14 protein-coding genes and 1 tRNA gene are annotated in these 20,403 nt (G+C 68.3%); 8 read left to right on the forward strand and 7 right to left on the reverse strand.

The annotated features are described in order from the left end of the window. Positions 1-387: 387 nt before the first annotated feature. The 4 genes from ppk2 to hemA are packed head-to-tail and all read right to left on the reverse strand — an operon-like array spanning position 388 to position 5,272. Entirely contained in the window at positions 388-1,170 is a 783-nt protein-coding gene (gene ppk2 / locus AC5P7I_RS10170) for a polyphosphate kinase 2 (RefSeq protein ID WP_032956942.1), read from the reverse strand. Between the two features lie 46 nt (positions 1,171-1,216). Continuing rightward, positions 1,217-2,923, reverse strand: a complete 1,707-nt coding sequence (locus tag AC5P7I_RS10175; RefSeq protein ID WP_262087871.1) for an O-linked N-acetylglucosamine transferase, SPINDLY family protein — start codon at positions 2,921-2,923, stop codon at positions 1,217-1,219. Positions 2,924-2,928: 5 nt separating this feature from the next. Beyond that, positions 2,929-4,011 carry a peptide chain release factor 1 gene (gene prfA, locus AC5P7I_RS10180; protein ID WP_014646030.1) on the reverse strand — a complete coding sequence of 361 codons (1,083 nt, stop codon included), beginning with the start codon at positions 4,009-4,011 and terminating at the stop codon, positions 2,929-2,931. After that, the gene (gene hemA / locus AC5P7I_RS10185; RefSeq protein ID WP_014646031.1) at positions 3,989-5,272 is read right to left on the reverse strand and encodes a glutamyl-tRNA reductase; all 1,284 of its coding nucleotides are present in this window, start codon (positions 5,270-5,272) and stop codon (positions 3,989-3,991) included. The genes prfA and hemA overlap by 23 nt, the downstream gene beginning before the upstream one ends. A 63-nt stretch (positions 5,273-5,335) precedes the next feature. On the opposite strand from hemA, the gene AC5P7I_RS10190 reads away from it, so the two are divergent. From AC5P7I_RS10190 to ychF, 8 genes are all read left to right on the forward strand, one after another. Beyond that, on the forward strand, positions 5,336-7,021 hold the full coding sequence (locus AC5P7I_RS10190; RefSeq protein ID WP_173390336.1) for a tetratricopeptide repeat protein: 1,686 nt from the start codon (positions 5,336-5,338) through the stop codon (positions 7,019-7,021). Continuing rightward, a complete protein-coding gene (gene lolB, locus AC5P7I_RS10195; protein WP_014646033.1) occupies positions 7,018-7,677 on the forward strand; it encodes a lipoprotein insertase outer membrane protein LolB in 660 nt (219 codons plus the stop codon). The genes AC5P7I_RS10190 and lolB overlap by 4 nt, the downstream gene beginning before the upstream one ends. Further along, positions 7,674-8,543, forward strand: a complete 870-nt coding sequence (ispE, locus tag AC5P7I_RS10200) for a 4-(cytidine 5'-diphospho)-2-C-methyl-D-erythritol kinase (protein WP_164232697.1) — start codon at positions 7,674-7,676, stop codon at positions 8,541-8,543. The genes lolB and ispE overlap by 4 nt, the downstream gene beginning before the upstream one ends. 11 nt (positions 8,544-8,554) lie before the next feature. After that, positions 8,555-8,631 (forward strand) — tRNA-Gln (locus tag AC5P7I_RS10205). A gap of 140 nt (positions 8,632-8,771) precedes the next feature. Beyond that, the gene (locus AC5P7I_RS10210) at positions 8,772-9,731 is read left to right on the forward strand and encodes a ribose-phosphate diphosphokinase (protein WP_005415400.1); all 960 of its coding nucleotides are present in this window, start codon (positions 8,772-8,774) and stop codon (positions 9,729-9,731) included. Between the two features lie 108 nt (positions 9,732-9,839). Then, entirely contained in the window at positions 9,840-10,457 is a 618-nt protein-coding gene (locus AC5P7I_RS10215; protein WP_010481743.1) for a 50S ribosomal protein L25/general stress protein Ctc, read from the forward strand. 48 nt (positions 10,458-10,505) lie between these two features. Next, a complete protein-coding gene (pth, locus tag AC5P7I_RS10220; RefSeq protein ID WP_262087870.1) occupies positions 10,506-11,084 on the forward strand; it encodes an aminoacyl-tRNA hydrolase in 579 nt (192 codons plus the stop codon). Positions 11,085-11,266: 182 nt separating this feature from the next. Continuing rightward, a complete protein-coding gene (gene ychF / locus AC5P7I_RS10225) occupies positions 11,267-12,358 on the forward strand; it encodes a redox-regulated ATPase YchF (RefSeq protein ID WP_014646036.1) in 1,092 nt (363 codons plus the stop codon). A gap of 503 nt (positions 12,359-12,861) precedes the next feature. On the opposite strand, the gene AC5P7I_RS10230 is transcribed toward ychF, so the two are convergent. The 3 genes from AC5P7I_RS10230 to AC5P7I_RS10240 form a co-directional block, all read right to left on the reverse strand. Then, complete coding sequence (locus AC5P7I_RS10230; RefSeq protein WP_262087869.1) at positions 12,862-16,170, reverse strand: autotransporter family protein; 3,309 nt, start codon at positions 16,168-16,170, stop codon at positions 12,862-12,864. Between the two features lie 262 nt (positions 16,171-16,432). Beyond that, a complete protein-coding gene (locus tag AC5P7I_RS10235; protein WP_014036089.1) occupies positions 16,433-17,074 on the reverse strand; it encodes a response regulator in 642 nt (213 codons plus the stop codon). Further along, on the reverse strand, positions 17,071-20,298 hold the full coding sequence (locus AC5P7I_RS10240) for a hybrid sensor histidine kinase/response regulator (RefSeq protein ID WP_032956923.1): 3,228 nt from the start codon (positions 20,296-20,298) through the stop codon (positions 17,071-17,073). The genes AC5P7I_RS10235 and AC5P7I_RS10240 overlap by 4 nt, the downstream gene beginning before the upstream one ends. Between the last annotated feature and the right edge of the window lie 105 nt (positions 20,299-20,403).

Here is a 20,403-nt window from a genome sequence, read left to right on the forward strand (position 1 = left end):
ACCCAAACCCCCGCCGCTTCGCGGCCGCCCCCTGACTCAGGGGGCTCTGCCCCAGACACGATCCGACGCCCGCCAGGCCAATGGGATTGCCGATGGGGTCAGATCCGCTTTCCGCAGGAAAACGGATCTGACCCCGGCTCCATTTCGATATCTGACAGATGTGTCGACCAAGGTCGACACCTACCAACAGCCGCAGGGATCTGTCAGAGGCGGGGCGGTTGGGTGGGTAGGACACGCCGTAGACCCGTCCATGGGGGCTCGATGTCGCCATCCATGGCGCCAACGGTCGTGCCCACCCACCGCGCCGCCATCCCGCGGATGCCCGCTGTTGCTGTTGCCGTTGCCGTTGCGTTGAGCAGGTGCAGGGTGCAACCCTGCCGAACAACCCTAATCCTCGACCGGGAAATCCTCGATGGGCTTCAGCACATCGTAGTGCTCGCGATGCAGCTTGCCCTTCAGCTTCGGCAGCTCCGGCAACGGCGCATCCACCCGTGTGTCCGGCAACCGGTCCAGCAGGTTGCGCACCAAGGTCAGTCGCCCCAGCCGCTGGTCGTTGAAATCCACCAGCGTCCACGGCGCCGCCTCGCGATGCGTCGCGCGCAGCATCGCCTCGCGGGCTTCGGTATAGGCGCTGTACTTGCTGCGCGATTTCAGGTCGACCGGGGACAGCTTCCAGCCCTTCAGCGGATCGAGGTGGCGTTCGGCGAAGCGCTTCTCCTGCTGCTCCTGGTCCACGCACAGCCAGTACTTGAACAGCAGGATGCCGTCATCCACCAGCAGCTGCTCGAACACCGGTGCCTGGCGCAGGAACTGCTGGTACTCGGTTTCGCTGCAATAGCCCATCACCCGCTCGACGCCTGCGCGGTTGTACCAGCTGCGGTCCATCAGCACGATCTCGCCGGCGGCGGGAAGATGCGAGGCATAGCGCTGGAAATACCACTGCGTGGCTTCGCGGTCGGTAGGCTTGGGCAGTGCTACCACCCGGCATTGGCGTGGATTGAGATGCTGGCTGATGGCCTGGATCGCGCCGCCCTTGCCTGCCGTATCCCGTCCCTCGAACAGCACCAGCAGGCGTTGCCCGCTGAGCTGCACCCAGCGCGCCATCGCGGTCAGTTCCAGCTGCAGCGGCAGCAGCAGTTCGTCGTAGTCCTTGCGCTTGAGCTTGGCCATCGTCACACCACGCGGGGAGGAAGCCCGAGCGTAACGCAGGGGTCGCTCAGGTGTTGTCGACACCTTGCCAGCCGTGTTCACCGGCAAGCCGCTGCAGCAGGGCCGACAGGTCGCGGGCAAACCCGGCCATGTCGAACAGGCCACTGCGGTCGCGCGCCTGCGCCAGCTCGGCGCGAAGCGAGGCCAGTGCTGCGGGGTCATTGCCCAGTGCGCTGGCGGTGGCGATGAACGCCGCATCATCGGCGACATTCATCCGGGCCAGCCCCAGATGGTGGTTGAGGCTGCCGGCCACGCGCGCGGCGAAGGTGTCACCCGGGCAGGTCAGCACCGGGCAGCCGGCCCACAGTGCATCGGAGGCGGTGGTGTGCGCGTTGTACGGATGCGTGTCGAGGAACAGGTCGGCCAGTGGGTAGCGGGCCAGGTACTGCGGATGCGGCAGCTTGGCCATGAACACCAGCCGCGCCGGGTCCAGGCCGGCAGCCTGCGCGGCGGTGCGCAGGCGGGCGTCGGCCTGGCCGGGGCCGGACAGCAGCCACAGCAAGCTGCCGGGCACCGCCTGCAGAACCGCGAAGGCGCGGCCCATGCTGCGCGGGTTGAGCTTGTAGCTGTTGTTGAAGCAGCAGAACACCACGCCGTGCTCGGGCAGCCCGCACTCGGCGCGGGACGGCGACGGCTCCAGCGTGCGGGTGTTGTCCGAGGGCTGGAAGGCCCGCGGAAGGCGCAGGACGCGTTCGCTGAAGTGCGGTTCCAGGGCTGCCGGCAGTACGAATTCGTCGGCGACCACGGCGTCCAGCCATCGCGCGCCCGAGGTGCCGGGGTAGGCCAGCCAGTTCAGCTGCAGCGGGGCCGGGCGCATCGCCAGCACTTCGGGCGTGCCGCCGCCGCCCCAGCCGCGCAGGTCGAACAGCAGGTCGATGCCCTGTGCGCGGATGCGGGCCGCGATGTCGGCATGCCGCAGTGCGGCCACCTCATGCAGCCGGGTCGCGGACTGCAGGCGTTCGCGGATGCCGCTGCCATCGGCGCGGTTCAGCGCGAACAGGTGCAGCTGCAACGCCGGGTCATGACGCAGGTGTTCGAGCAGGGCCACGGTCAGCAGCCCGGTGGGATGGGCGCCGAAGCCATTGGAAAGGAAGCCGACGCGCAACGGGCCGCGCGCGCGTACCGTCACTGCCGGCAAGGGCCGGACCGAGGCGGCGATCAGTGCGGCGCGCGCACGTGCACAGGCCAACTGCTCGCCCGCGCTGGCGTCTTCGCTGAGGAAGGCGAAGGGTTCCACCGCACCGTGGCCGGCGGCGAGCGCGGCGCGTACCTGCGCAGCCAGCGTGTCCACGTCCTGCCAGTCGCACAGGCGGCGCTGCCATGCCAGGCGCTGCGCGGCGATGTAGGGTTCATCCGGCATCAGCGCATGCGCGCGGCGATAGGCCGCTGCTGCGCCTTCGGCATTGTCGGCGTCTTCCAGCGCATGGCCCAGCCACAGCGCGATGCCCGGGTGCTGCGGGGCCAATGCCGAGGCCTGGCCAAGCAGCTTCGCCGCGTCGGCGTGCGCGCCGGCCATCCAGGCCACGCGGCCCAGGCGCGCCAGGGCCTCGGGGTGGTTCGGGCGCAGCTGCAGCGCGCGTCGTGCCGCCTGCTCGCCGGCGGCGATGTCGCCGGCTTCCAGTTCCAGGTCGGCCAGCATCACCCAGGCGACGAAATCGCCGGGCTGGCGTGCGATCGCCTGCTGCAGGTGCTGTCGCTGCTGCCAGGCCGACATCGTGCTCAGCCCGCCGACAGCTGGGCCAGGGCATCGACCTGGTGTTCGTGGCTGAGCCGCTGCAGCAGCGGGTCGAGGTCGCCGGCGAGGATGTTGGGCAGGTCGTACAGGGTCAGGCCTTCCACGCGGTGGTCGGTGATCCGGCCCTGCGGGAAGTTGTAGGTGCGGATGCGCTGGCTGCGGTCGCCGCTGCCGACCTGCAGGCGCCGCGATTCGGCCTGCGCGGCGTCCTGGCGCTGGCGCTCGGCATCGAGCAGCTGCGCCTTCAGGCGCTTCATCGCCTTGTCGCGGTTGGCGTGCTGGCTGCGCTCGGTCTGGCACTCCACCACCACGCCGGTCGGCACGTGGGTGATGCGGATGGCCGATTCGGTCTTGTTGACGTGCTGGCCGCCGGCACCGGACGAGCGGAACGTATCCACCTTCAGGTCGGCCGGGTTGATGACGATGTCATCGACCTCGTCGGCCTCGGGAATGATCGCCACGGTGGCCGCCGAGGTGTGGATGCGGCCCTGCGATTCGGTGGCCGGCACGCGCTGCACGCGATGCGTGCCCGATTCGAACTTCAGGCGCGAGAACGCACCACGGCCGACCACGCGCGCCACCACTTCCTTGTAGCCGCCATGCTCACCGGGGTTGTCCGATTCGATCTCGACCTTCCAGCCCTGGCGCTCGGCATAGCGGGCGTACATGCGGAACAGATCGCCGGCGAAGATCGCGGCTTCATCGCCGCCGGTGCCGGCGCGTACTTCCAGGAACAGGTTGCCTTCGTCGCGCGGATCGCGTGGTACCAGCAGCAGGGCCAGTTCTTGTTCCAGTTCCTGCAGGCGCGCCTGCGCCGCGGCGATTTCCTCGTCGGCCAGTTCACGCAGGTCGGGGTCGGCGCGCATGCCTTCGGCGGCGGCCAGGTCGGCCTTGGCACGGGCTTCCTCGGCGAGCGCGGCAGCGACCGGTTCAAGTTGGGCGAATTCGCGCGAAAGGTCGCGGAAACGGGTGTTGTCGGCGACCACATCGGGTTCGGCGAGCAGGCGTTCCAGTTCTTCGCGGCGCTCGGCCAGCGCTTCCAGCTTACGGCGCAGGGTCGGCGTCATCGGGTCTCACGGGTGGGTGGCGGTAACCCGGCGTGGCCGGGAACAGGCGCTCGGCGGCGCGGGTCAGGTCGGCATCGCCACTGAGCGCGGCCGCGCGCAGAGCGGCGGTCGGCGGATGCAGCAGGCGGTTGGTCAGGCCATGGGCCAGCAGTTCCAGCACTTCGTCGGCGGGCTTGCCGTTGGCCAGCTGCTGCCGTGCGCGCTCCAGCAGTTCGGCGCGGGTCGCTTCGCCGAACGCACGCAGCTGCCGCAGCGGTGCCTGGTGGGCGCTGGCCTGCTGGGTCTCGATGAAACGCGACACCTGCAGGTCGATGATCGCCTCGGCCTCGGCGGCGGCCTCGCGGCGGCCACGACGGTTGTCTTCCACCGCGCGTTCCAGGTCATCGACGGTGTAGAGGAAGGCGTCGTTGAGCGTGCCGACCTCGGCTTCGATGTCGCGCGGCACGGCCAGGTCGAACAGCAGCATCGGCTTGTGCCGGCGCGCGCGCAGTGCCTTGGCCACCATCTCGCGATGGATCACAGGTTCGCGCGCGGCGGTGGCCGAGAACACGATGTCGGCCTCGCCGAGATGGCGGTCCAGTTCGGTCAGCGGCAGGGCCACGCCGCCATGGCGGCTGGCCAGTTCCTGCGCGTGGGCAAGGGTGCGGTTGGCGATCAGCAGCCGCCGCACCTTGCCCTCACTCAGGTGGCGTGCAGCCAGCTCGATGGTCTCGCCGGCACCGACCAGCAGCACGGTGGAGTCATCCAGGCGCGCGAAGGCGTTCTGCGCCAGGCGCACCGCCGCCGAGGCCACCGACACCGGGTTGGCGCCGACCTGGGTATCGGTGCGCGCACGCTTGGCTACCGAGAAGGTCTGCTGGAACAGGCGGTCCAGGCGCTGGCCGAGCAGGCCGTGGTCACGCGCGGTCGACCAGGCATCCTTTACCTGGCCGAGGATCTGCGGTTCGCCCAGCACCATCGAGTCCAGCCCGGTGGCGACCCGGAACAGGTGGCGCACGGCCTCGGCATCGGCATGCTGGTACAGGTAGCCCTGCAGGTCGCCTGCCTGGCTGTGCAGCCACTGGTCCAGCGCCTGTGCCGACTCGGCCACGGCATACAGTTCGGTGCGGTTGCAGGTGGACAGCAGCACTGCCTCGGCGATCTGCGGGGTATCGCGCAGCGAGCCCAGCGCACGCGGCAACGCCTCACCGGCGAAGGCCGCGCGCTCGCGCAGCTCCACCGGTGCGGTCTGGTGATTCAGTCCGAGCACCCACAGGGTCATTGTTCAGTTGCTTGCGATAAGCTGCTGGCCATTGGACGACATTTTAAGGCCCCGATGCCGACGATGCCCGCATTGATTCGCATCCCCAGTGTTCTGCTGCTGTCCCTGGCCTGCGCCCAGGCCCTGGCGGCGGTGCCGGCCAAGGCCCCCGTGCGGGCCGCGGCCACTGAGGAACTGGCGCTGGAACCGGTGATGGCCGGTGAGTTCGCCCTGCAGGCCGGCAAGCTGGCCGAGGCCGCGCGCTGGTACCTGCAGGCCGCGCAGCAGACCGACGGCGACGCCGGCCTGGCCGAGCGCGCGACCCGTATCTCCATGCTGGCCAACGATGATGCCAGCGCCGCCAAGGGCCTGGCCCTGTGGCAGCAGCGCGCCCCGCGCTCGTTGACCATGCGCAGCGCCGCCGGTGCGCTGGCCATGCGCCAGGGCGATGTGAAGGCTGCCCGCACCGAGCTGCAGGCGCTGCTGGCCGACCCCGACGAGCGCGGCTGGAAGTTCGCCCTGGCCGCGCTGATCGGCGGTGGCCGCGACCCGGCGGTGCCGGCGCAGGTGCTCGGCGAGCTGGTCGATGCCAATGCGATTCCGCCGAAGATCGAGGCCTGGCAGGAGTTCGGTCGCCTGGCCCTGCGCATGGACAAGCCCGAGCTGGCGCGGCGCATGATCGATGAAGTGGTCAAGCGCTTCCCGGAAGAACCGCGCGTAGCGTTGCTGCGTGCCAGCCAGCTGCAGCAGGCGGGCGAGACCGACAAGGCATTGTCGCTGCTGCACGACGTCGAGCCGAAGACCCGCCAGGACCCCGAGCTGCGCAATGCGGTGGCCATCGCCTACGACAGCCTGGGCCAGCCGGCTGCGGCCGAGCGCGTGTTGGCGTTCGGCCCGCAGGACGTACAGACCTGGGGCATGCGCGCCTCGCTGCTGGCCAAGCAGGGCGACAAGGCGGCGCTGTCCAACCTCTACAACGAGCTGTCGCGGCAGGCGGCCAAGCCGGATCCGGCGCAGCGCCTGTTGCTGGGCAAGATCGCCGAATACCTGAAGCGTTACCCCGAGGCGGTGCAGTGGTACCACAGCGTGCCCGGTGGCGATGAGCTGAGCGAAGCGCGCCTGCGCGCGGCCAATGCCCAGGCCTTGGCCGGGCGCCTGCCGCTGGCGCTGGAGGAAGTGCACGCGATCCAGTCCGACGCGGTGGTCGACGACGATGTGCGCCGTGACGCCTACCTGCTGGAAGCTGAACTGCGCCAGCGTGGTGACGACAGCGCCGGTGAACTGGATGCGCTGGCCCGCGGCCTGGCCGCCTACCCGGACGACAACGGCCTGCTGTACGCACGTGCGCTCACCTGGGAGCGCCGCGACGACATCCCGCGCGCCGAGGCCGACCTGCGCAAGATCCTGGTGACCGACCCGGAAAACGTGCCGGCGCTGAACGCGCTGGGCTACACCCTGGCCGATCGCACCGGCCGCCTGCAGGAAGCGCTGGAGCTGATCGACCGCGCCCGCGTGGCCGAGCCGGACAACGCCGCCATCGTCGACAGCTATGGCTGGGTGCTGTATCGCCTGGGCCGCAAGGAAGAGGCACTGGTACAGCTGCGCCGGGCCTGGACCCTGGCCAAGGACCCGGAGATCGCTTCCCACGTCGGCGAAGTGCTGTGGGTGCTGGGCAAGCATGACGAGGCCCGCCACTTCTTCGACGAAGCGGCCAAGCTCGACCCTGAAAACCGCGCGCTGCTGCGCGCCCGTGAGAAATTCAATCCATGAGTGGTTCCCTGATCCGGCCGCTGCTGTTGGCGACCGTGACCCTGGCGGTGAGCGCCTGTACCAGTGTCGGCACGCAGAAGACCCCGGCGCCAGCGGTGGTCGAGATTGTTTCGGCTGAAGCGGCGCAGGCCGAGGCAGCGCGCGTGGCCGCGCTGCAGGCACAGCCGGACTGGGCCTTCCAGGGGCGGGTGGCGGTCAGCAAGGGCAAGGACGGCGGCAGCGGTCGCATCGACTGGAAGCAGGACGGCCGCCGCTACGTGGTCGAACTGAGCGCGCCGGTGACCCGGCAGAGCTGGAAGCTGACCGGCGACACCCATTCCGAAGCCGGTCGCCTGGAAGGGCTGTCCGGCGGTCCGCGCGATGGCGAGGACGCCCAGCAGCTGCTGCTGGAAGCGACTGGCTGGGACATCCCGGTCAATCAGCTGCCGGAGTGGATCCGCGGCCTGGTGGCCGGGGATGCTGCCGGTCCGGAGAAGGTCGAGCGCGACGGTGAAGGCCGGCCGCGCCGCATGCAGCAGATGGGCTGGCAGGTGCAGTACCTGGACTGGTACCCGGCCGACGCCGGACGACCGGCGCTGCCGCGCCGGATCGAGGCCAGCAATGGCGACGCCAAGGTGCGCCTGCTGGTGGACCAGTGGGGGCAGGGCACGCCATGAGCGCCGGGTGCGACGACGCGGGCTGGTCCTGGTGGCCGGCCCCGGCCAAGCTGAACCTGTTCCTGCACATCACTGGCCGCCGGGCCGACGGCTACCACGAGCTGCAGACCGTATTCCGCCTGCTGGACTGGGGAGACCGCATCGGCCTGCGCCTGCGTGAAGACGGTCAGGTGCGTCGGCAGGGCGAGGGCCTGGCCGGCGTGGCCGAGGCCGATGACCTGGCGGTGCGGGCCGCGCGCCTGCTCCAGGATGAGGCGAAGGGCGCGCAAGGTGCTGACATCATCGTCGAAAAGCACGTTCCTGCCGGTGGTGGCTTCGGCGGCGGTTCGTCCGATGCGGCCACCGTGCTGGTGGTGCTGAATCGGCTCTGGCGCGCCGGCCTGGACGAGGATGCCCTGGCCGCGCTGGCCCTGCGCCTGGGCGCCGACGTGCCGGTGTTCGTGCGTGGCCACAATGCCTGGGCCGAAGGGGTGGGCGAGCGCCTGCAGCCGATCACGCTGGCGCCGGCCTGGTATGTGGTGGTTGAACCGGGTGTTCATGTTCCTACGCCGGTCCTGTTCGCAGACCCGGATTTGACGCGCGACAGCCCAGTGGCGAAAATAGAGGACTTCGCTTCCGGGACCCTGGTCGGGAACGCGTTCGAACCGGTGCTGCGCCGCCGTGAGCCTGCCGTCGAGGCAGCGCTTGCCGCGTTGAGCGACATCGGCGCGGCGCGGCTGACCGGTTCGGGAAGTGGTTGTTTCGTCGAGTTCGCATCGCAGGCTGCTGCAGAGCAGGGGCGGTCGAAGTTGCCGAAGGAGTTGCGGGCAAGGGTGGCAGCGGGCGTTGCGCGTTCGCCACTGCTGGATGCACTCGAGCAACACTGATTTATCAATGCAGGGGCGTCGCCAAGAGGCCCAAGGCACCAGGTTTTGATCCTGGCATTCGTAGGTTCGAATCCTACCGCCCCTGCCAATAGCGGCTGTGTCCGCGCCTTCCAGCGCATCGCCCGCGCGGGACGTGGAAACAACCGCGGTGTTGTCAGCAGCAAGGGTCCATCGGGGTCCTTGCCGACTCCGGATCCCCGCCACTCGTCCCCGCCCGAGACAATCATGATGCAAGAGTCCCCGAACCTGCTGGTCTTTTCCGGCAACGCCAACAAACGTCTGGCGCAGAACATCTGCAAGGAACTGGGGGTCCGCCCGGGCAAGGCGCTGGTGTCGCACTTCTCCGATGGTGAAGTGCAGGTGGAAATCGAAGAGAACGTCCGCAAGCAGGACGTGTTCGTGATCCAGCCGACCTGCGCGCCGAGCGCGGAAAACCTGATGGAACTGCTGGTGCTGATCGACGCGCTCAAGCGCGCATCGGTGGCCAGCGTGACCGCCGTGGTGCCGTACTTCGGCTACTCGCGCCAGGACCGCCGCATGCGTTCCTCGCGCGTGCCGATCACCGCCAAGCTGGCGGCCAAGATGTTCAGCACCGCTGGCGCTGATCGCGTGCTGACCGTCGACCTGCACGCCGACCAGATCCAGGGCTTCTTCGATATTCCGGTGGACAACGTGTATGCGTCCCCGCTGCTGCTGGCCGACATCTGGCGCGCCTACGGCACCGAGAACCTGATTGTTGTCTCGCCGGACGTGGGCGGCGTGGTCCGCGCCCGTGCGGTGGCCAAGCGCCTGGATGACGCCGACCTGGCGATCATCGACAAGCGCCGCCCGCGCGCCAACGTCTCCACCGTGATGAACATCATCGGTGACGTCGAAGGCAAGACCTGCGTGATGGTCGATGACATCGTCGATACCGCCGGCACCCTGTGCGCCGCTGCCGCTGCCCTGAAGGCGCGCGGTGCGCTCAAGGTCGCCGCCTACTGCACCCACGCGGTGCTGTCGGGCCCGGCGGTGGACAACATCACCAATTCCCAGCTCGACGAGCTGGTGGTGACCGACACCATCCCGCTGAAGGACGCAGCGCGGGTGTGCAGCAAGATCCGCCAGCTGAGCGTGGCGGAAATGCTGGCCGAAACGATGCGCCGCATCGCCTTCGGCGAGTCGGTCAGCTCGCTGTACGTCGACTGAGTTTTCGTCCCTGCCGGCAACGGCGGGGACATACCCGGATGCTTCTGGTCGCGGAAGCATCTTCAACCGCCACGCCGCAGGGCGCGGCAACAACCTGAGTAGTCGAAAATGTCGAAGACCCATGAAATCAAGGTCACCAAGCGTGAACTGCAGCGTAAGGGTGCGAGCCGCCGCCTGCGTCACGCTGGTGTGATCCCGGCCATCGTGTACGGCGGCAACGCCGAGCCGGTCGCCATCAGCCTGGACCACAACGAAATCTGGCTGGCCCAGCAGAACGAGTGGTTCTATGCCTCGATCCTGGACCTGAACCTGGATGGCCAGGTGCAGAAGGTCCTGCTGCGTGACATGCAGCGCCACCCGTACAAGCAGCTGATCATGCACCTGGACTTCCAGCGCGTGAACGAGAACGAAGCCCTGACCGCTTCGGTCCCGCTGCACTTCGTCAACGAAGACACCTCGCCGGCCGGCAAGGCTGCCGACGTCGTGGTCACCCACGAACTGAAGGAAGTGACCATCACCTGCCTGCCGAAGGACCTGCCGGAGTCGATCGAAGTCGACCTGGGCGAGCTGAAGGCCGGTGACGTCGTGTACCTGTCCAACATCAAGCTGCCGAAGGGCGTGGAAATCCCGGCGCTGGCGCTGGGCAAGGACCACGACGACGCCATCGTCACCGCCAAGGCCGGCAAGGCCGACGAGGCTGACGAAGAAGCGGCTGCCGCCGAGTAATACCGTTACGGTGCCTGCCTCCGGGCAGGCACCGTACTGGAAGGAACCATGGCAGGACTGCGACTGATCGTCGGTCTGGGCAATCCCGGATCGGAACACGCCCGGACCCGGCACAATGCCGGGTTTCATTTCGTTGAGGCCCTGGCGGAAAAAGCCGGTGCGCGATGGGATGTGGACAGCAAGTTGTTCGGCGAGACCGCCAAGGTCGAGATCGCCGGGCAGACGGTGTGGCTGCTCAAGCCCGCCACCTTCATGAATCTCAGCGGCAAGTCGGTCACCGCCGCGCAGCGGTTCTGGAAGATCGAGCCGGAAGAAACCCTGCTGGCCCACGACGAGCTGGACCTGCCGCCCGGTGCGACGCGACTGAAGTTCGACGGTGGCCACGGCGGCCAGAACGGCCTGCGCGATACCATCCGCCTGCTGGGTCATGGCAAATTCCACCGCCTGCGCGTGGGCATCGGCCATCCCGGCAACAAGGACCGCGTGGTGGGTTGGGTGCTGGGGCGCCCGTCCAAGGAGGATGACGTGCTGATCGCACGCGCCATCGACGATGCGATCGACGTGCTGCCGCTGGCGGTGCAGGGCGATTTCAACGAAGCGATGAAGCGCCTGCACACCCCGAAATAACCGGTAGGTATCGACCGTTGGTCGGTACGGAACCAACCAGACCGGTAGGTATCGACCGCTGGTCGATACGGAGCCAACCAGAGCGGTAGGTATCGACCGCTGGTCGATATGGAGAATGATTGGAAAAGCAGCGCCCAGGCCGCTGTTTCCCCAATCACTTTCACCCCAGAGAGCTGTCACCCATGGGTATCAAATGCGGCATCGTCGGCCTGCCCAACGTCGGCAAGTCGACCCTGTTCAATGCGCTGACCAAGGCGGGCATCGCCGCGGCGAACTTCCCGTTCTGCACCATCGAACCGAACGTCGGCATCGTGCCGGTGCCGGATCCGCGCCTGAACGAGCTGGCGGGCATCATCAACCCGCAGAAGGTCATCCCGACTGCGGTCGAGTTCGTCGACATCGCCGGCCTGGTCGCCGGTGCTGCCAGCGGTGAGGGCCTGGGCAACAAGTTCCTGGCGCACATCCGCGAAGTCGATGCGATCACCCACGTGGTGCGCTGCTTCGAGCACGGTGACATCGTGCACGTGGCCGGCAAGGTCGACCCGATCTCGGACATCGAAACCATCGACACCGAACTGGCGCTGGCCGACCTGGACAGTGTCGAGAAGGCGCTGAACCGTGCCGAGCGTGCGGCCAAGGGCGGCGACAAGGATGCGGCGGCGCGCAAGCCGGTGCTGGCCAAGTTGCAGGCTGCACTGTCGGAGGGCAAGGCTGGGCGCTCGGCCGGGCTGGACGAGGAAGAGAAGGCGCTGGTGCGCGACCTGTTCCTGCTGACCCTGAAGCCGGTGATGTACATCGCCAACGTGCTGGAAGACGGTTTCGACAACAACCCGCACCTGGAAGCCGTGCGTGCGCATGCTGCCGCCGAAGGTGCGCAGGTGGTGCCGGTGTCGGCCGCGATCGAAGAAGAGCTGTCCCAGCTCGACGACGAAGACCGCGATACCTTCCTGGCGGACCTGGGCCTGAGCGAGCCGGGCCTGAACCGCGTGATCAACGCGGCCTACAGCCTGCTCGGCTTGCAGACCTACTTCACCGCCGGCGTGAAGGAAGTCCGTGCGTGGACCGTGCGCAAGGGCGCCACCGCTCCGCAGGCTGCCGCCGTCATCCACACCGACTTCGAGAAGGGCTTCATCCGCGCCGAAACCATCGCGTATGACGACTTCATCAAGTACAAGGGCGAAGCCGGCGCCAAGGAAGCGGGTCGCCTGCGCCTGGAAGGCAAGGAGTACCGCGTGCAGGAAGGCGACATCCTGCACTTCCGCTTCAACGTCTGATCCTGCGGCATCGGATCGACCCCGGACGCCCCGCCCTGTGCGGGGCGTTCGCGTTTCCGGTGATGGACAAAAAAACACCAGGCTGCGAAACGCTTGCGGTGTGACGTTCGCCGGTACTTGTCCACAGCAAACTCCCATCGCTTTCCACGCGTGGTGTGGAAAACCCCGCGCGCCTCTGTAGAGCCGAGCCTGCGCTCGGCTCAGGTTGCCATCAGCCGAGCATGGGCTCGGCTCTACGAGGCTTGGCGGTGCGGTGTGGACAAATTTTCACCACGCTTCGAAACGCCTGCGGTGCAATGCTCACAACTACTTGTCCACACCTAGTTCCCATCGCTTTCCACGCGCGTTGTGGAAAAGAACTGCAGACGTGGACAAAAACTCACCACGCCCGGAAGCGCCTGCCCTGCAACGCTCGAACCCACTTGTCCACACCAAACCCCCATCGCTTTCCACGCCGCATGTGGAAAAAGTGCCCGGCATTCCCTTGCCGGGCACGTCCCGCGTCACCAGGTGTACGACACGCCCAGCTGGGCACCGACGTCGTGGAAGCCCATGCCACCGCTCTGCCGGCTCAGTTCACCCCAGCCGCGCCAGCCGCCGGACAGATCCACCTGCACGCCGGCCTTGGCTTCGTAGATGTCACGCGGCAACTGCCGCTGCAGGCGCTCGCCGTCCATTGTCAGGCCCGCACCATTGCCGCCGGACCACCAGTTCACCGCCACGTACGGGTGCACCTGGCCCTGCGCCGGGCTCAACCCACGGCGGTACAGGCGCAGGCCGAGGCGGGTGCTGGTCTCGCCACCACCGCGGTCGTCGACTACCGTGCCGTTGGCCTCGACCACGCGGTCGCTGTCATAGCGGCTGTGCACCACCTGCACCTGCGGTTCCAGGTAAATGCCGCGCTGCGCGGTGCGCCGCAGGGGCAGCACATAGCCGGCCTCGGCCGACGCACTCCAGTTGCGGGCGTCATCGCGCTCCTTCTGCAGGCCTTCGCCCTGCACGCTGTTGCGGAAGCGGCCGTATTGCAGCCAACCATCCACATAGGCGCCGCCTTCCATGCGCGCATCCTGAAGCCAGGTGGCATAGGCGCCCACGCTGGTGCCGGTGACCACGCCACGCGCGGTGTAGCCGGTCACCTGCGAGCGGCTGTCATTGCGCGCGCGGCCGTGGCCGAGCATCGCACCCGCCTGCAGCTCGCCCGTGCCACCCACTTCGAAGCGGCGGCCGACGCCGACCAGCACGCTGCTGATCTGCCCATCGACCTGGACCTGGCGGTTGCGGTCGTGGCTGTCGGGCTGCGCGCTGCGAAGGTGTATCCAGGCCACGGCATCACCGCGGGTGCCGGCCTGGGCGGCGGGATCACCGGCGCGGTCGTGCAGGCTGTGCCGGAACATGCCCAGCGCGGCGCTGCGGTTGGCCAGGTAGGCCGCCGGTTCCGGGCGTTCCACCTGCGGGCGCGGCGGATCGATCGGCGGCTCCGGCGGCAATGGTGGATCGATCGGCGGCTCCGGCGGCAACGGCGGATCGATCGGCGGCTCCGGCGGTGACGGTGGGTCGACCGGCGGTTCCGGCGGCTGCGGCGGGTCGACCGGCGGATCCGGCGGCTGCGGCGGGTCGATCGGGGGATCCGGCGGCTGCGGCGGATCGACCGGCGGCACGTACTCCGAGCGCAGGTACCAGTTGCCATCGTCCGGGGTCGACACACCGCCCTTGAACAGGAAGTAGTCGTAGGCACCGGCAACCGCGCGCCCCTGCAGGCTGAATTGTGCATCCGACTGGCCGGCCACGGTGATCAGGCGGATGCCCTCCTGGGTCAGCGCACCGGCGCCGCCGGCATTGCGCACACTCACGCTGGCGGTGCCGCTGCTGTTGCCGTTGATCACCAGCTGGTCGCCCAGCGAAGTGTCGTCGCCCAGCGCGCGGTTGAAGATCCACTGGCCACCGTTGCCCACGTAGTCGCCGCTGACGGTAACGGTCTTGAAATCGCCGGCCGCCGGCGCATCGAAAGCGATGGTGCCGGCGTGTTCGAGCGTGCCGACGCTGGAACTGGCGCGTACGTTCCACTGGCTGCTGCCATCCAGCGCCAGTTGTGCGACCTGGTAGCCGGAGTCGTTGCGCAGGGCGCCGCTGAACGTGGTGCCGTTGCCCAGCACCATGTGCACCTCAGCCGTTGCGCTGTCGACCACCACGTCACCGCGCAGCATGCTGGCGTCGGCGCTGAAGTCGATGCGACTGGTCGCCACGCTGCTGCCATCGGTGAATACCGTGTCGCTGACCCGCAGCAGGCGGCCGCTGCCGTCGCCCGCAGTCACATCGCTGCCATTGACGTTCAAGGCATGGTTGCTGCCCTGCAGCCAGAACGCTGCGCCGCTGGCGGTCTCTATGTGGCTGTCATTGAAGGTGGCACGGTTCCAGTACGGGCCGAACGCGGTCAGGTAGGAGCGGTAGCCGCCGCTGTTGCTGCCGGTCATGCGGATATCCAGGCGATCGGCCTGGGTCAGCCGCGCGGTGTTCATGTGCACGATGCCGAACACGTTCTCGCCATCGCTGCGGATCGCAACGGCATCGAGCAGCGCGGTGGCGGTGGAGCCGCCGATGAACACGCCACCGCCGCCGTTGCCGCGCACGTCGATCACGCTGCCGTTGGCTTCGATGCGGCTGGCGGTGCTGCCGGTGGAGCCGGTCACGCGCACGCCGTAGGTCGCATCACCGTGCGTGGTGATCCGGCCACCCTGCACGGTGGCAACGCCGCCGGCGATCTCAACGCCATAACCGTAGGTGTCGGTCCAGGTGTCGATGCTGCTGTCGGTCAGCTGCAGGCGCGACTCATCGCTGGCCAGCCAGAATCCGGAGTAGCCATCACGAACATCGAACGCGGCATCGCTTGCGGTCAACTGTCCCCAGCTGTTGATGTTCACGCCATAGCCACCGACGGTGTAGAAGCTGCCGCCGTTGATCACTGCACTGGAATAGGTCTTGCTGATGCGGCTGCCGAGCAGGCGCATGCTGCCGCCCACCGAATGGGCTTCCACGTTCTCCAGCAGCAGGCTGCCGCCGCTGTCGATATCGAACCAACCGCCCTGCAGGTAGGTGTCGTACAGCTCGGCGCGGCTGCCCACGCCGTTGGCCGCCACGCCGGCAAGGATGCCACCGGGGGCGAGGGTGATGCGGCTGTTGCGGATCGTCAGCAGGCCGGCACTGTCGGCGCGCAGGCGGGCACCGCCGTCGGCGCTCATCCGCAGATCGGCCAGGTGCAGCTCGCTGCCCTTGCCGGATGCACCGGCCAGCGTGCCACCGGTCCCGGTCATTGAAAGACTGCCCCCGGCATAGTGGATCACGCCACCGTTGTAGGCCTGCACGCTGCCGAATCCGCTGCCGTTGCGCGTGGCATCGATGTGGACATCGCGCGCATCGATCACGCTGCCGGCACCATTGGCATACAGCGCATAGAAGCCCGTGCCGGTCGCCGGTGCGATCGACAGCGTTGCGTCGCGCAGCTGCACCTGGCCACCATTGGCAGCGGACACGCCGCTGCCATTGCCGGTCACGTGGATGCGGCTGCCGTCGATCAGCGCATTGCTGCCGGTACCGGTGACCGCAAGTGCGAAGCTGCCCGCACTGTGGGTGAGGACGTCGTCGGCACCCAGCTGCAGGGTGTCACCGTCGTTGACCAGCAGCGGGCCGGTGAGGTCTGCGGCATGCGCCGGCAGGGCTGCCCACAGCGCAGTGGCCAACAGGCTGGGAATGAGGGGTACGCGCTTTCCGTGCGCGCGCCCGTACGCACGGCCGTGCCGTGTGGGGGAGGCGTTCATGCTGATGGACTTCCTGTGGCAGGGCGCAGCGAGGCTGCGCGGACTGACGCGGCAGGGCCGCGTCGCTGCGGAAGTCCCACGCCACGGCAATTGCAGGCGCCATCGGACTTCCGTCCCCCACGGCGATGCGGCAACAGCCGGCAGGCGCACCTTGGCGGGATGTCTCCAGCCTAGAAATCGGCACTGTCCGATGGAATCAGGCGTTTCCTAAAGCGGTTGCAGGCCCCGTCGCAGGGCCGGCGGGATTCAGCCGGGAGTGGCCTCAGCCGAACAGCGAGGCCTGCAGGCAGTACTCGATCAGCGCCTGGTCGCTGTCCACACCGAGCTTGCGCATCGCGCTGATCTTCTGCGTGCTGACCGTCTTGGCGCTGCGCTGCAGCTGGCGTGCGATGTCGCCCACGCTCATGCCACTGGTGAACAGGCGGATCACCTCCAGCTCGCGCGGCGACAGCCGCGCACGGACCGCATCCGCATCGGCCGGTTCGCTCGCGGCTACCGGCAGCAGTCCCGGGGGGCGGTAGACGCGATCGGCCAGCACCACGCGCAGGGCCTGTACCAGGCTGCCCAATCCATGGCTCTTGAGCACCACGCCACCGGCGCCGGCGGCATACATCGCCGCGACCAACGACGGATTGGACACCATCGTCAGCACCAGCAGGCGCGTCTCCGGGAAGCTGCGGCGCAGGAACGAGATCAGCTTGATGCCGTCCCCGAAGCGATCGCCTCCCGGCATGCTGTAGTCGGTGATTACCGCCTGTGGCCGGGTCCGGGTCATCAGCTCGATCAGCGTCGCCGGATCGGCCGCTTCGCCCACGATGTCCAGGTCCAGTTCCCCGGCCAGTACGTCGCGGATGCCGGCAAGCACGATCGGGTGGTCGTCGGCGATGAGGATCCGTGTGGTCATGGCAGGGTCGGGTCGTCGGGAAGGGAGGGGGATGCAGCGTCGCGCAACGGATGCAGCAGCTGCTCGAGGCGTCGCTGGAACCCGGCAAGAGCGGCCGCCTGGGTGGCCAGGTCATCGCCGCCGGCAAGGCACTGTTCGATCTGCAGGCCGCTGTCGACCAGCGCAGGTGCACCGACGATCACCAGCGCGCCGCGGATGCGGTGCAGAACCTGCGCCACCCTGGCGGGATCGGCAGCGGCGATCGCCTGGCGCAGGCTGTCCAGGTCGGCCTGCATGGTCTGTACGAACAGCGACTGCATCTTCGCGGGAACCTGCAGCGGGGGATCCTTGTCGTGCGACGCAGTGGACGCAGGGCGCTCCTGCATCGCGACGGCCGGTGCATCACCGTCGGTGATCCGGGTCAGCAGGCGCTGCAGGGCTTCCAGCGTGATCGGCTTGACCAGCACGCCCTGCATGCCCGATTCCTGGCAGCGTTGGCGTTCGGCCGGGTCGGCATTGGCCGTGGCGCCGTGGATGGGCACGCTGACACCCCGTGCCCGCAAGGCACGGGCCAGGCCGTAGCCATCCAGCCCGGGCATGTTCAGGTCGGTCAGCACCAGCGCGAACGCCCCTTGTTGCCAGTAGCCCAGCGCTTCATTGCCATCGCTGGCGACCACGGCGCGGCAGCCGAGCTGTTCCAGCTGGTCGCGCAGGATCGCCTGGTTGATCGGGTTGTCCTCGGCGACCAGCACCTGCAGGCCGAAATGGCGCGTCGCCGGCAGGCGCCCTTCGGCGCTGGCCGCCAGCGGTTGGCCGCTGGCCGCGGCCAGGGCCAGCACGATCGCGTCGAATCGATGCAGGCCGACCTGCCAGGCGCCATCGACCTGCCGTGGCCGCACCCCGCCTTCGCGGCAGGCGATCACGCGCGGTCCACCCGCCCATGCGGGCAGAGGGTCGTCCAGGACCAGCTCGAGCAGCACGGCGGACGATGGCAGGCCTGCTGCGCTGTCCTCCCGGTACACGCTGGCCTGTGCACCGCGCTGCTGCAGGCGCTCGCACAGCGATTGCACCAGTTCGCGCACGCTGCCCCGCACCTGTACCTGCAGGCCGGCGGGTAGTTGCGGCGGCGGGGCCTGCTGTGGATCCGGTGGAGCCGAGGGCAGCGGCAGTTCGACGCTGAAGCTGCTGCCCAGGCCGCTCTCGCTGACCACGCGCAGCTGGCCTTCCATCAACGCCACAAGATGCGCGCAGATGGCCAGCCCCAGGCCGGTGCCGCGCATCGCATCGGTGCCCGGGTTGGCCTGGAAAAATGGCTCGAACAGATGCGCCTGGTGTTCGCTGGCAATGCCGATACCGGTATCGGCCACCTGCCATTGCAGCCAGCAGCGTTGCTCCTGCCAGCGTGCCGAAACACGGACCACCACGCGCCCGCTGTCGGTGAACTTCAGTGCGTTGCTGATCAGGTTGTTGAGCACCTGTCGGATCCGCGCGGCATCACCGCACACCCCGGGCGGTACGTCGGCATCGATGCAGGCGTAGAACTGCAGCCCCTTGTTGGCGGCCGCGGCAGCATACGAGTCGAGCGCGTCCTCGGTCAGCCGCACTGGATCGAATGGGCTTGGCTCCAGGCTCAGTTGCCCGGCCTCGGCTTTGCTGACATCCAGGATGTCGCTGATCAGCTGCATCAGGGTCGAGGATGAACGCTGGATCGTTGCAAGGTAGTCCTGCTGCCGTGCATCCAGTGGCGTCAGCCCCAGCAGTTCAAGCGTGCCGAGCACACCGTACAGCGGCGTGCGGATCTCATGGCTCATCGTGGCCAGGAACTGGCTCTTCGCGCGGTTGGCCTGGTCGGCGGCGCGGCGCGCCTGCTGCAGCACCTGTTCGGCTTCATGCTGGCTGCTCAGGTCAATGAACAGGCACAGCACCGCCGGCTCACCGCGATAGCGCGCCGGTGTCGCCGTTACCAGCAGGTGGCGGCCTTCGGGCGTGGCGTAGGCCAGGCCATCGCCCAGCGTGGTGCCGCCGGCAGCCAGTACGCTGCGCCGCCACGGGCCATGCCAGCCGCCGGCGTGATAGTCCTCGCCCAGCCAGCGGCGGGCGAGGGCGTTGTCCAGCAGCACATTGCCATCGGTACGACGCAGCAGGCACAGCCCGATCGGCGCGTTGTCCAGGATCGTGCGACTGAAGGCTTCGCTTTCCAGCAGGCGCGCGTGGTTGCTGCGCAGCGGCTCGATGACCGAACGCCGGTACGCGCGCAGCACCAGCGTGCCGCCCAGTGCCAGCAGCAGGGCGACCACGGTCGCGCCCAGCAATGGCCCCTGCGGGTGCTGGAACACCTGCCGCCAGCCGACGTGGTAGACCGCCAGCCAGCCGCGCTCGCTGCGCATGCGGAACTGCAGGCCAGCGAGGCCGGCCTGCCAGGAGGTGCCAGCCTCGCTGGCATCGGCTGCATCGCCCAGCAGGCGCTGGCCGTTGGCATCGAACAGCGACAGCCGCTGGAACACCGGGACACCCAGCACCTGGCGATAGTCATCGACACGGCCAGGATCGAGCAGGCAGGCCAGTGCGGCCTGCGAGTCCTTGTCGTCCTCACCCCACAGGCGCGCATCCTGCGGGGCGTGGGCGATGGCCAGCAGCCAGGTCTGCCGGTCGCGCCATGGCACGCCCACCCAGACGATGCCACCACGTTGCACCGCCGGTCGCGTACCCAGCACCCGGTGGATGTCGGCGATCGCCGGGCGCAGGTGATGCGGGCTGTTCTGGCTCGCGTCGGTACCGGCGATCTGTACCGGTGCCAGCAGCCCGCGCGTGCCCTGGCCATCGACCAGCAGGCATTGCGGCGGTGGATAGCGCGAGGCCGACCAGAACGTGCCGTAGAAGCGCAGGAAACGGTCGCCCAGTTCAGTCGGTGGCGAAAGACTGGCCCCCTCGCTTCCGATCACCGCAAAGTTGGCGAACAAGGGCCCGCGTTGCAGCTCCACGCTGGCATCGGCCACCGGCTGCCCATGCGTGCCGACATCATGCAGCCGCCACTGGCGCAGAAAGCGCTCCTGCTCGCGCAGCGTGCCGTCCAGGCGGCGGAAGTGGTACTCGATCTTGCTGCGCTCTTCGTTGAACAGCTGCGAGCCGGCCGACAGCAGCAGTCCGGCCTGCAGCGTGGCCAGCACCACAACGCCGATCAGCAGGGCGTGGACGCGCAGTGAGCGGCGAGCGAGTCGGCGTACAGGAGCGGCCTCGGCCGGCATGGCAGGTCTCAGGGCAGGGAGCGGTCAGCGGCACCATGGACAGCAACGGAGGGACATCCGCCACCGCTGCACAGACAGGATCGTCAATGCCACTTGATGATTTCG

Source organism: Stenotrophomonas sp. YJH_SMC_138 (assembly GCF_059369855.1).

What these genes read in the sequence shown, in the direction of transcription:
- prfA (WP_014646030.1), bottom strand. Translation starts at nt 4,011, where the DNA reads ATGACGCCGACCCTGCGCCGTAAGCTGGAAGCGCTGGCCGAGCGCCGC.
- AC5P7I_RS10215 (WP_010481743.1), top strand. Translation starts at nt 9,840, where the DNA reads ATGTCGAAGACCCATGAAATCAAGGTCACCAAGCGTGAACTGCAGCGT.
- pth (WP_262087870.1), top strand. Translation starts at nt 10,506, where the DNA reads ATGGCAGGACTGCGACTGATCGTCGGTCTGGGCAATCCCGGATCGGAA.
- AC5P7I_RS10190 (WP_173390336.1), top strand. Translation starts at nt 5,336, where the DNA reads ATGCCCGCATTGATTCGCATCCCCAGTGTTCTGCTGCTGTCCCTGGCC.
- hemA (WP_014646031.1), bottom strand. Translation starts at nt 5,272, where the DNA reads ATGACCCTGTGGGTGCTCGGACTGAATCACCAGACCGCACCGGTGGAG.
- AC5P7I_RS10230 (WP_262087869.1), bottom strand. Translation starts at nt 16,170, where the DNA reads ATGAACGCCTCCCCCACACGGCACGGCCGTGCGTACGGGCGCGCGCAC.
- AC5P7I_RS10240 (WP_032956923.1), bottom strand. Translation starts at nt 20,298, where the DNA reads ATGCCGGCCGAGGCCGCTCCTGTACGCCGACTCGCTCGCCGCTCACTG.
- ychF (WP_014646036.1), top strand. Translation starts at nt 11,267, where the DNA reads ATGGGTATCAAATGCGGCATCGTCGGCCTGCCCAACGTCGGCAAGTCG.
- ppk2 (WP_032956942.1), bottom strand. Translation starts at nt 1,170, where the DNA reads ATGGCCAAGCTCAAGCGCAAGGACTACGACGAACTGCTGCTGCCGCTG.
- AC5P7I_RS10235 (WP_014036089.1), bottom strand. Translation starts at nt 17,074, where the DNA reads ATGACCACACGGATCCTCATCGCCGACGACCACCCGATCGTGCTTGCC.
- AC5P7I_RS10175 (WP_262087871.1), bottom strand. Translation starts at nt 2,923, where the DNA reads ATGTCGGCCTGGCAGCAGCGACAGCACCTGCAGCAGGCGATCGCACGC.
- ispE (WP_164232697.1), top strand. Translation starts at nt 7,674, where the DNA reads ATGAGCGCCGGGTGCGACGACGCGGGCTGGTCCTGGTGGCCGGCCCCG.
- lolB (WP_014646033.1), top strand. Translation starts at nt 7,018, where the DNA reads ATGAGTGGTTCCCTGATCCGGCCGCTGCTGTTGGCGACCGTGACCCTG.
- AC5P7I_RS10210 (WP_005415400.1), top strand. Translation starts at nt 8,772, where the DNA reads ATGCAAGAGTCCCCGAACCTGCTGGTCTTTTCCGGCAACGCCAACAAA.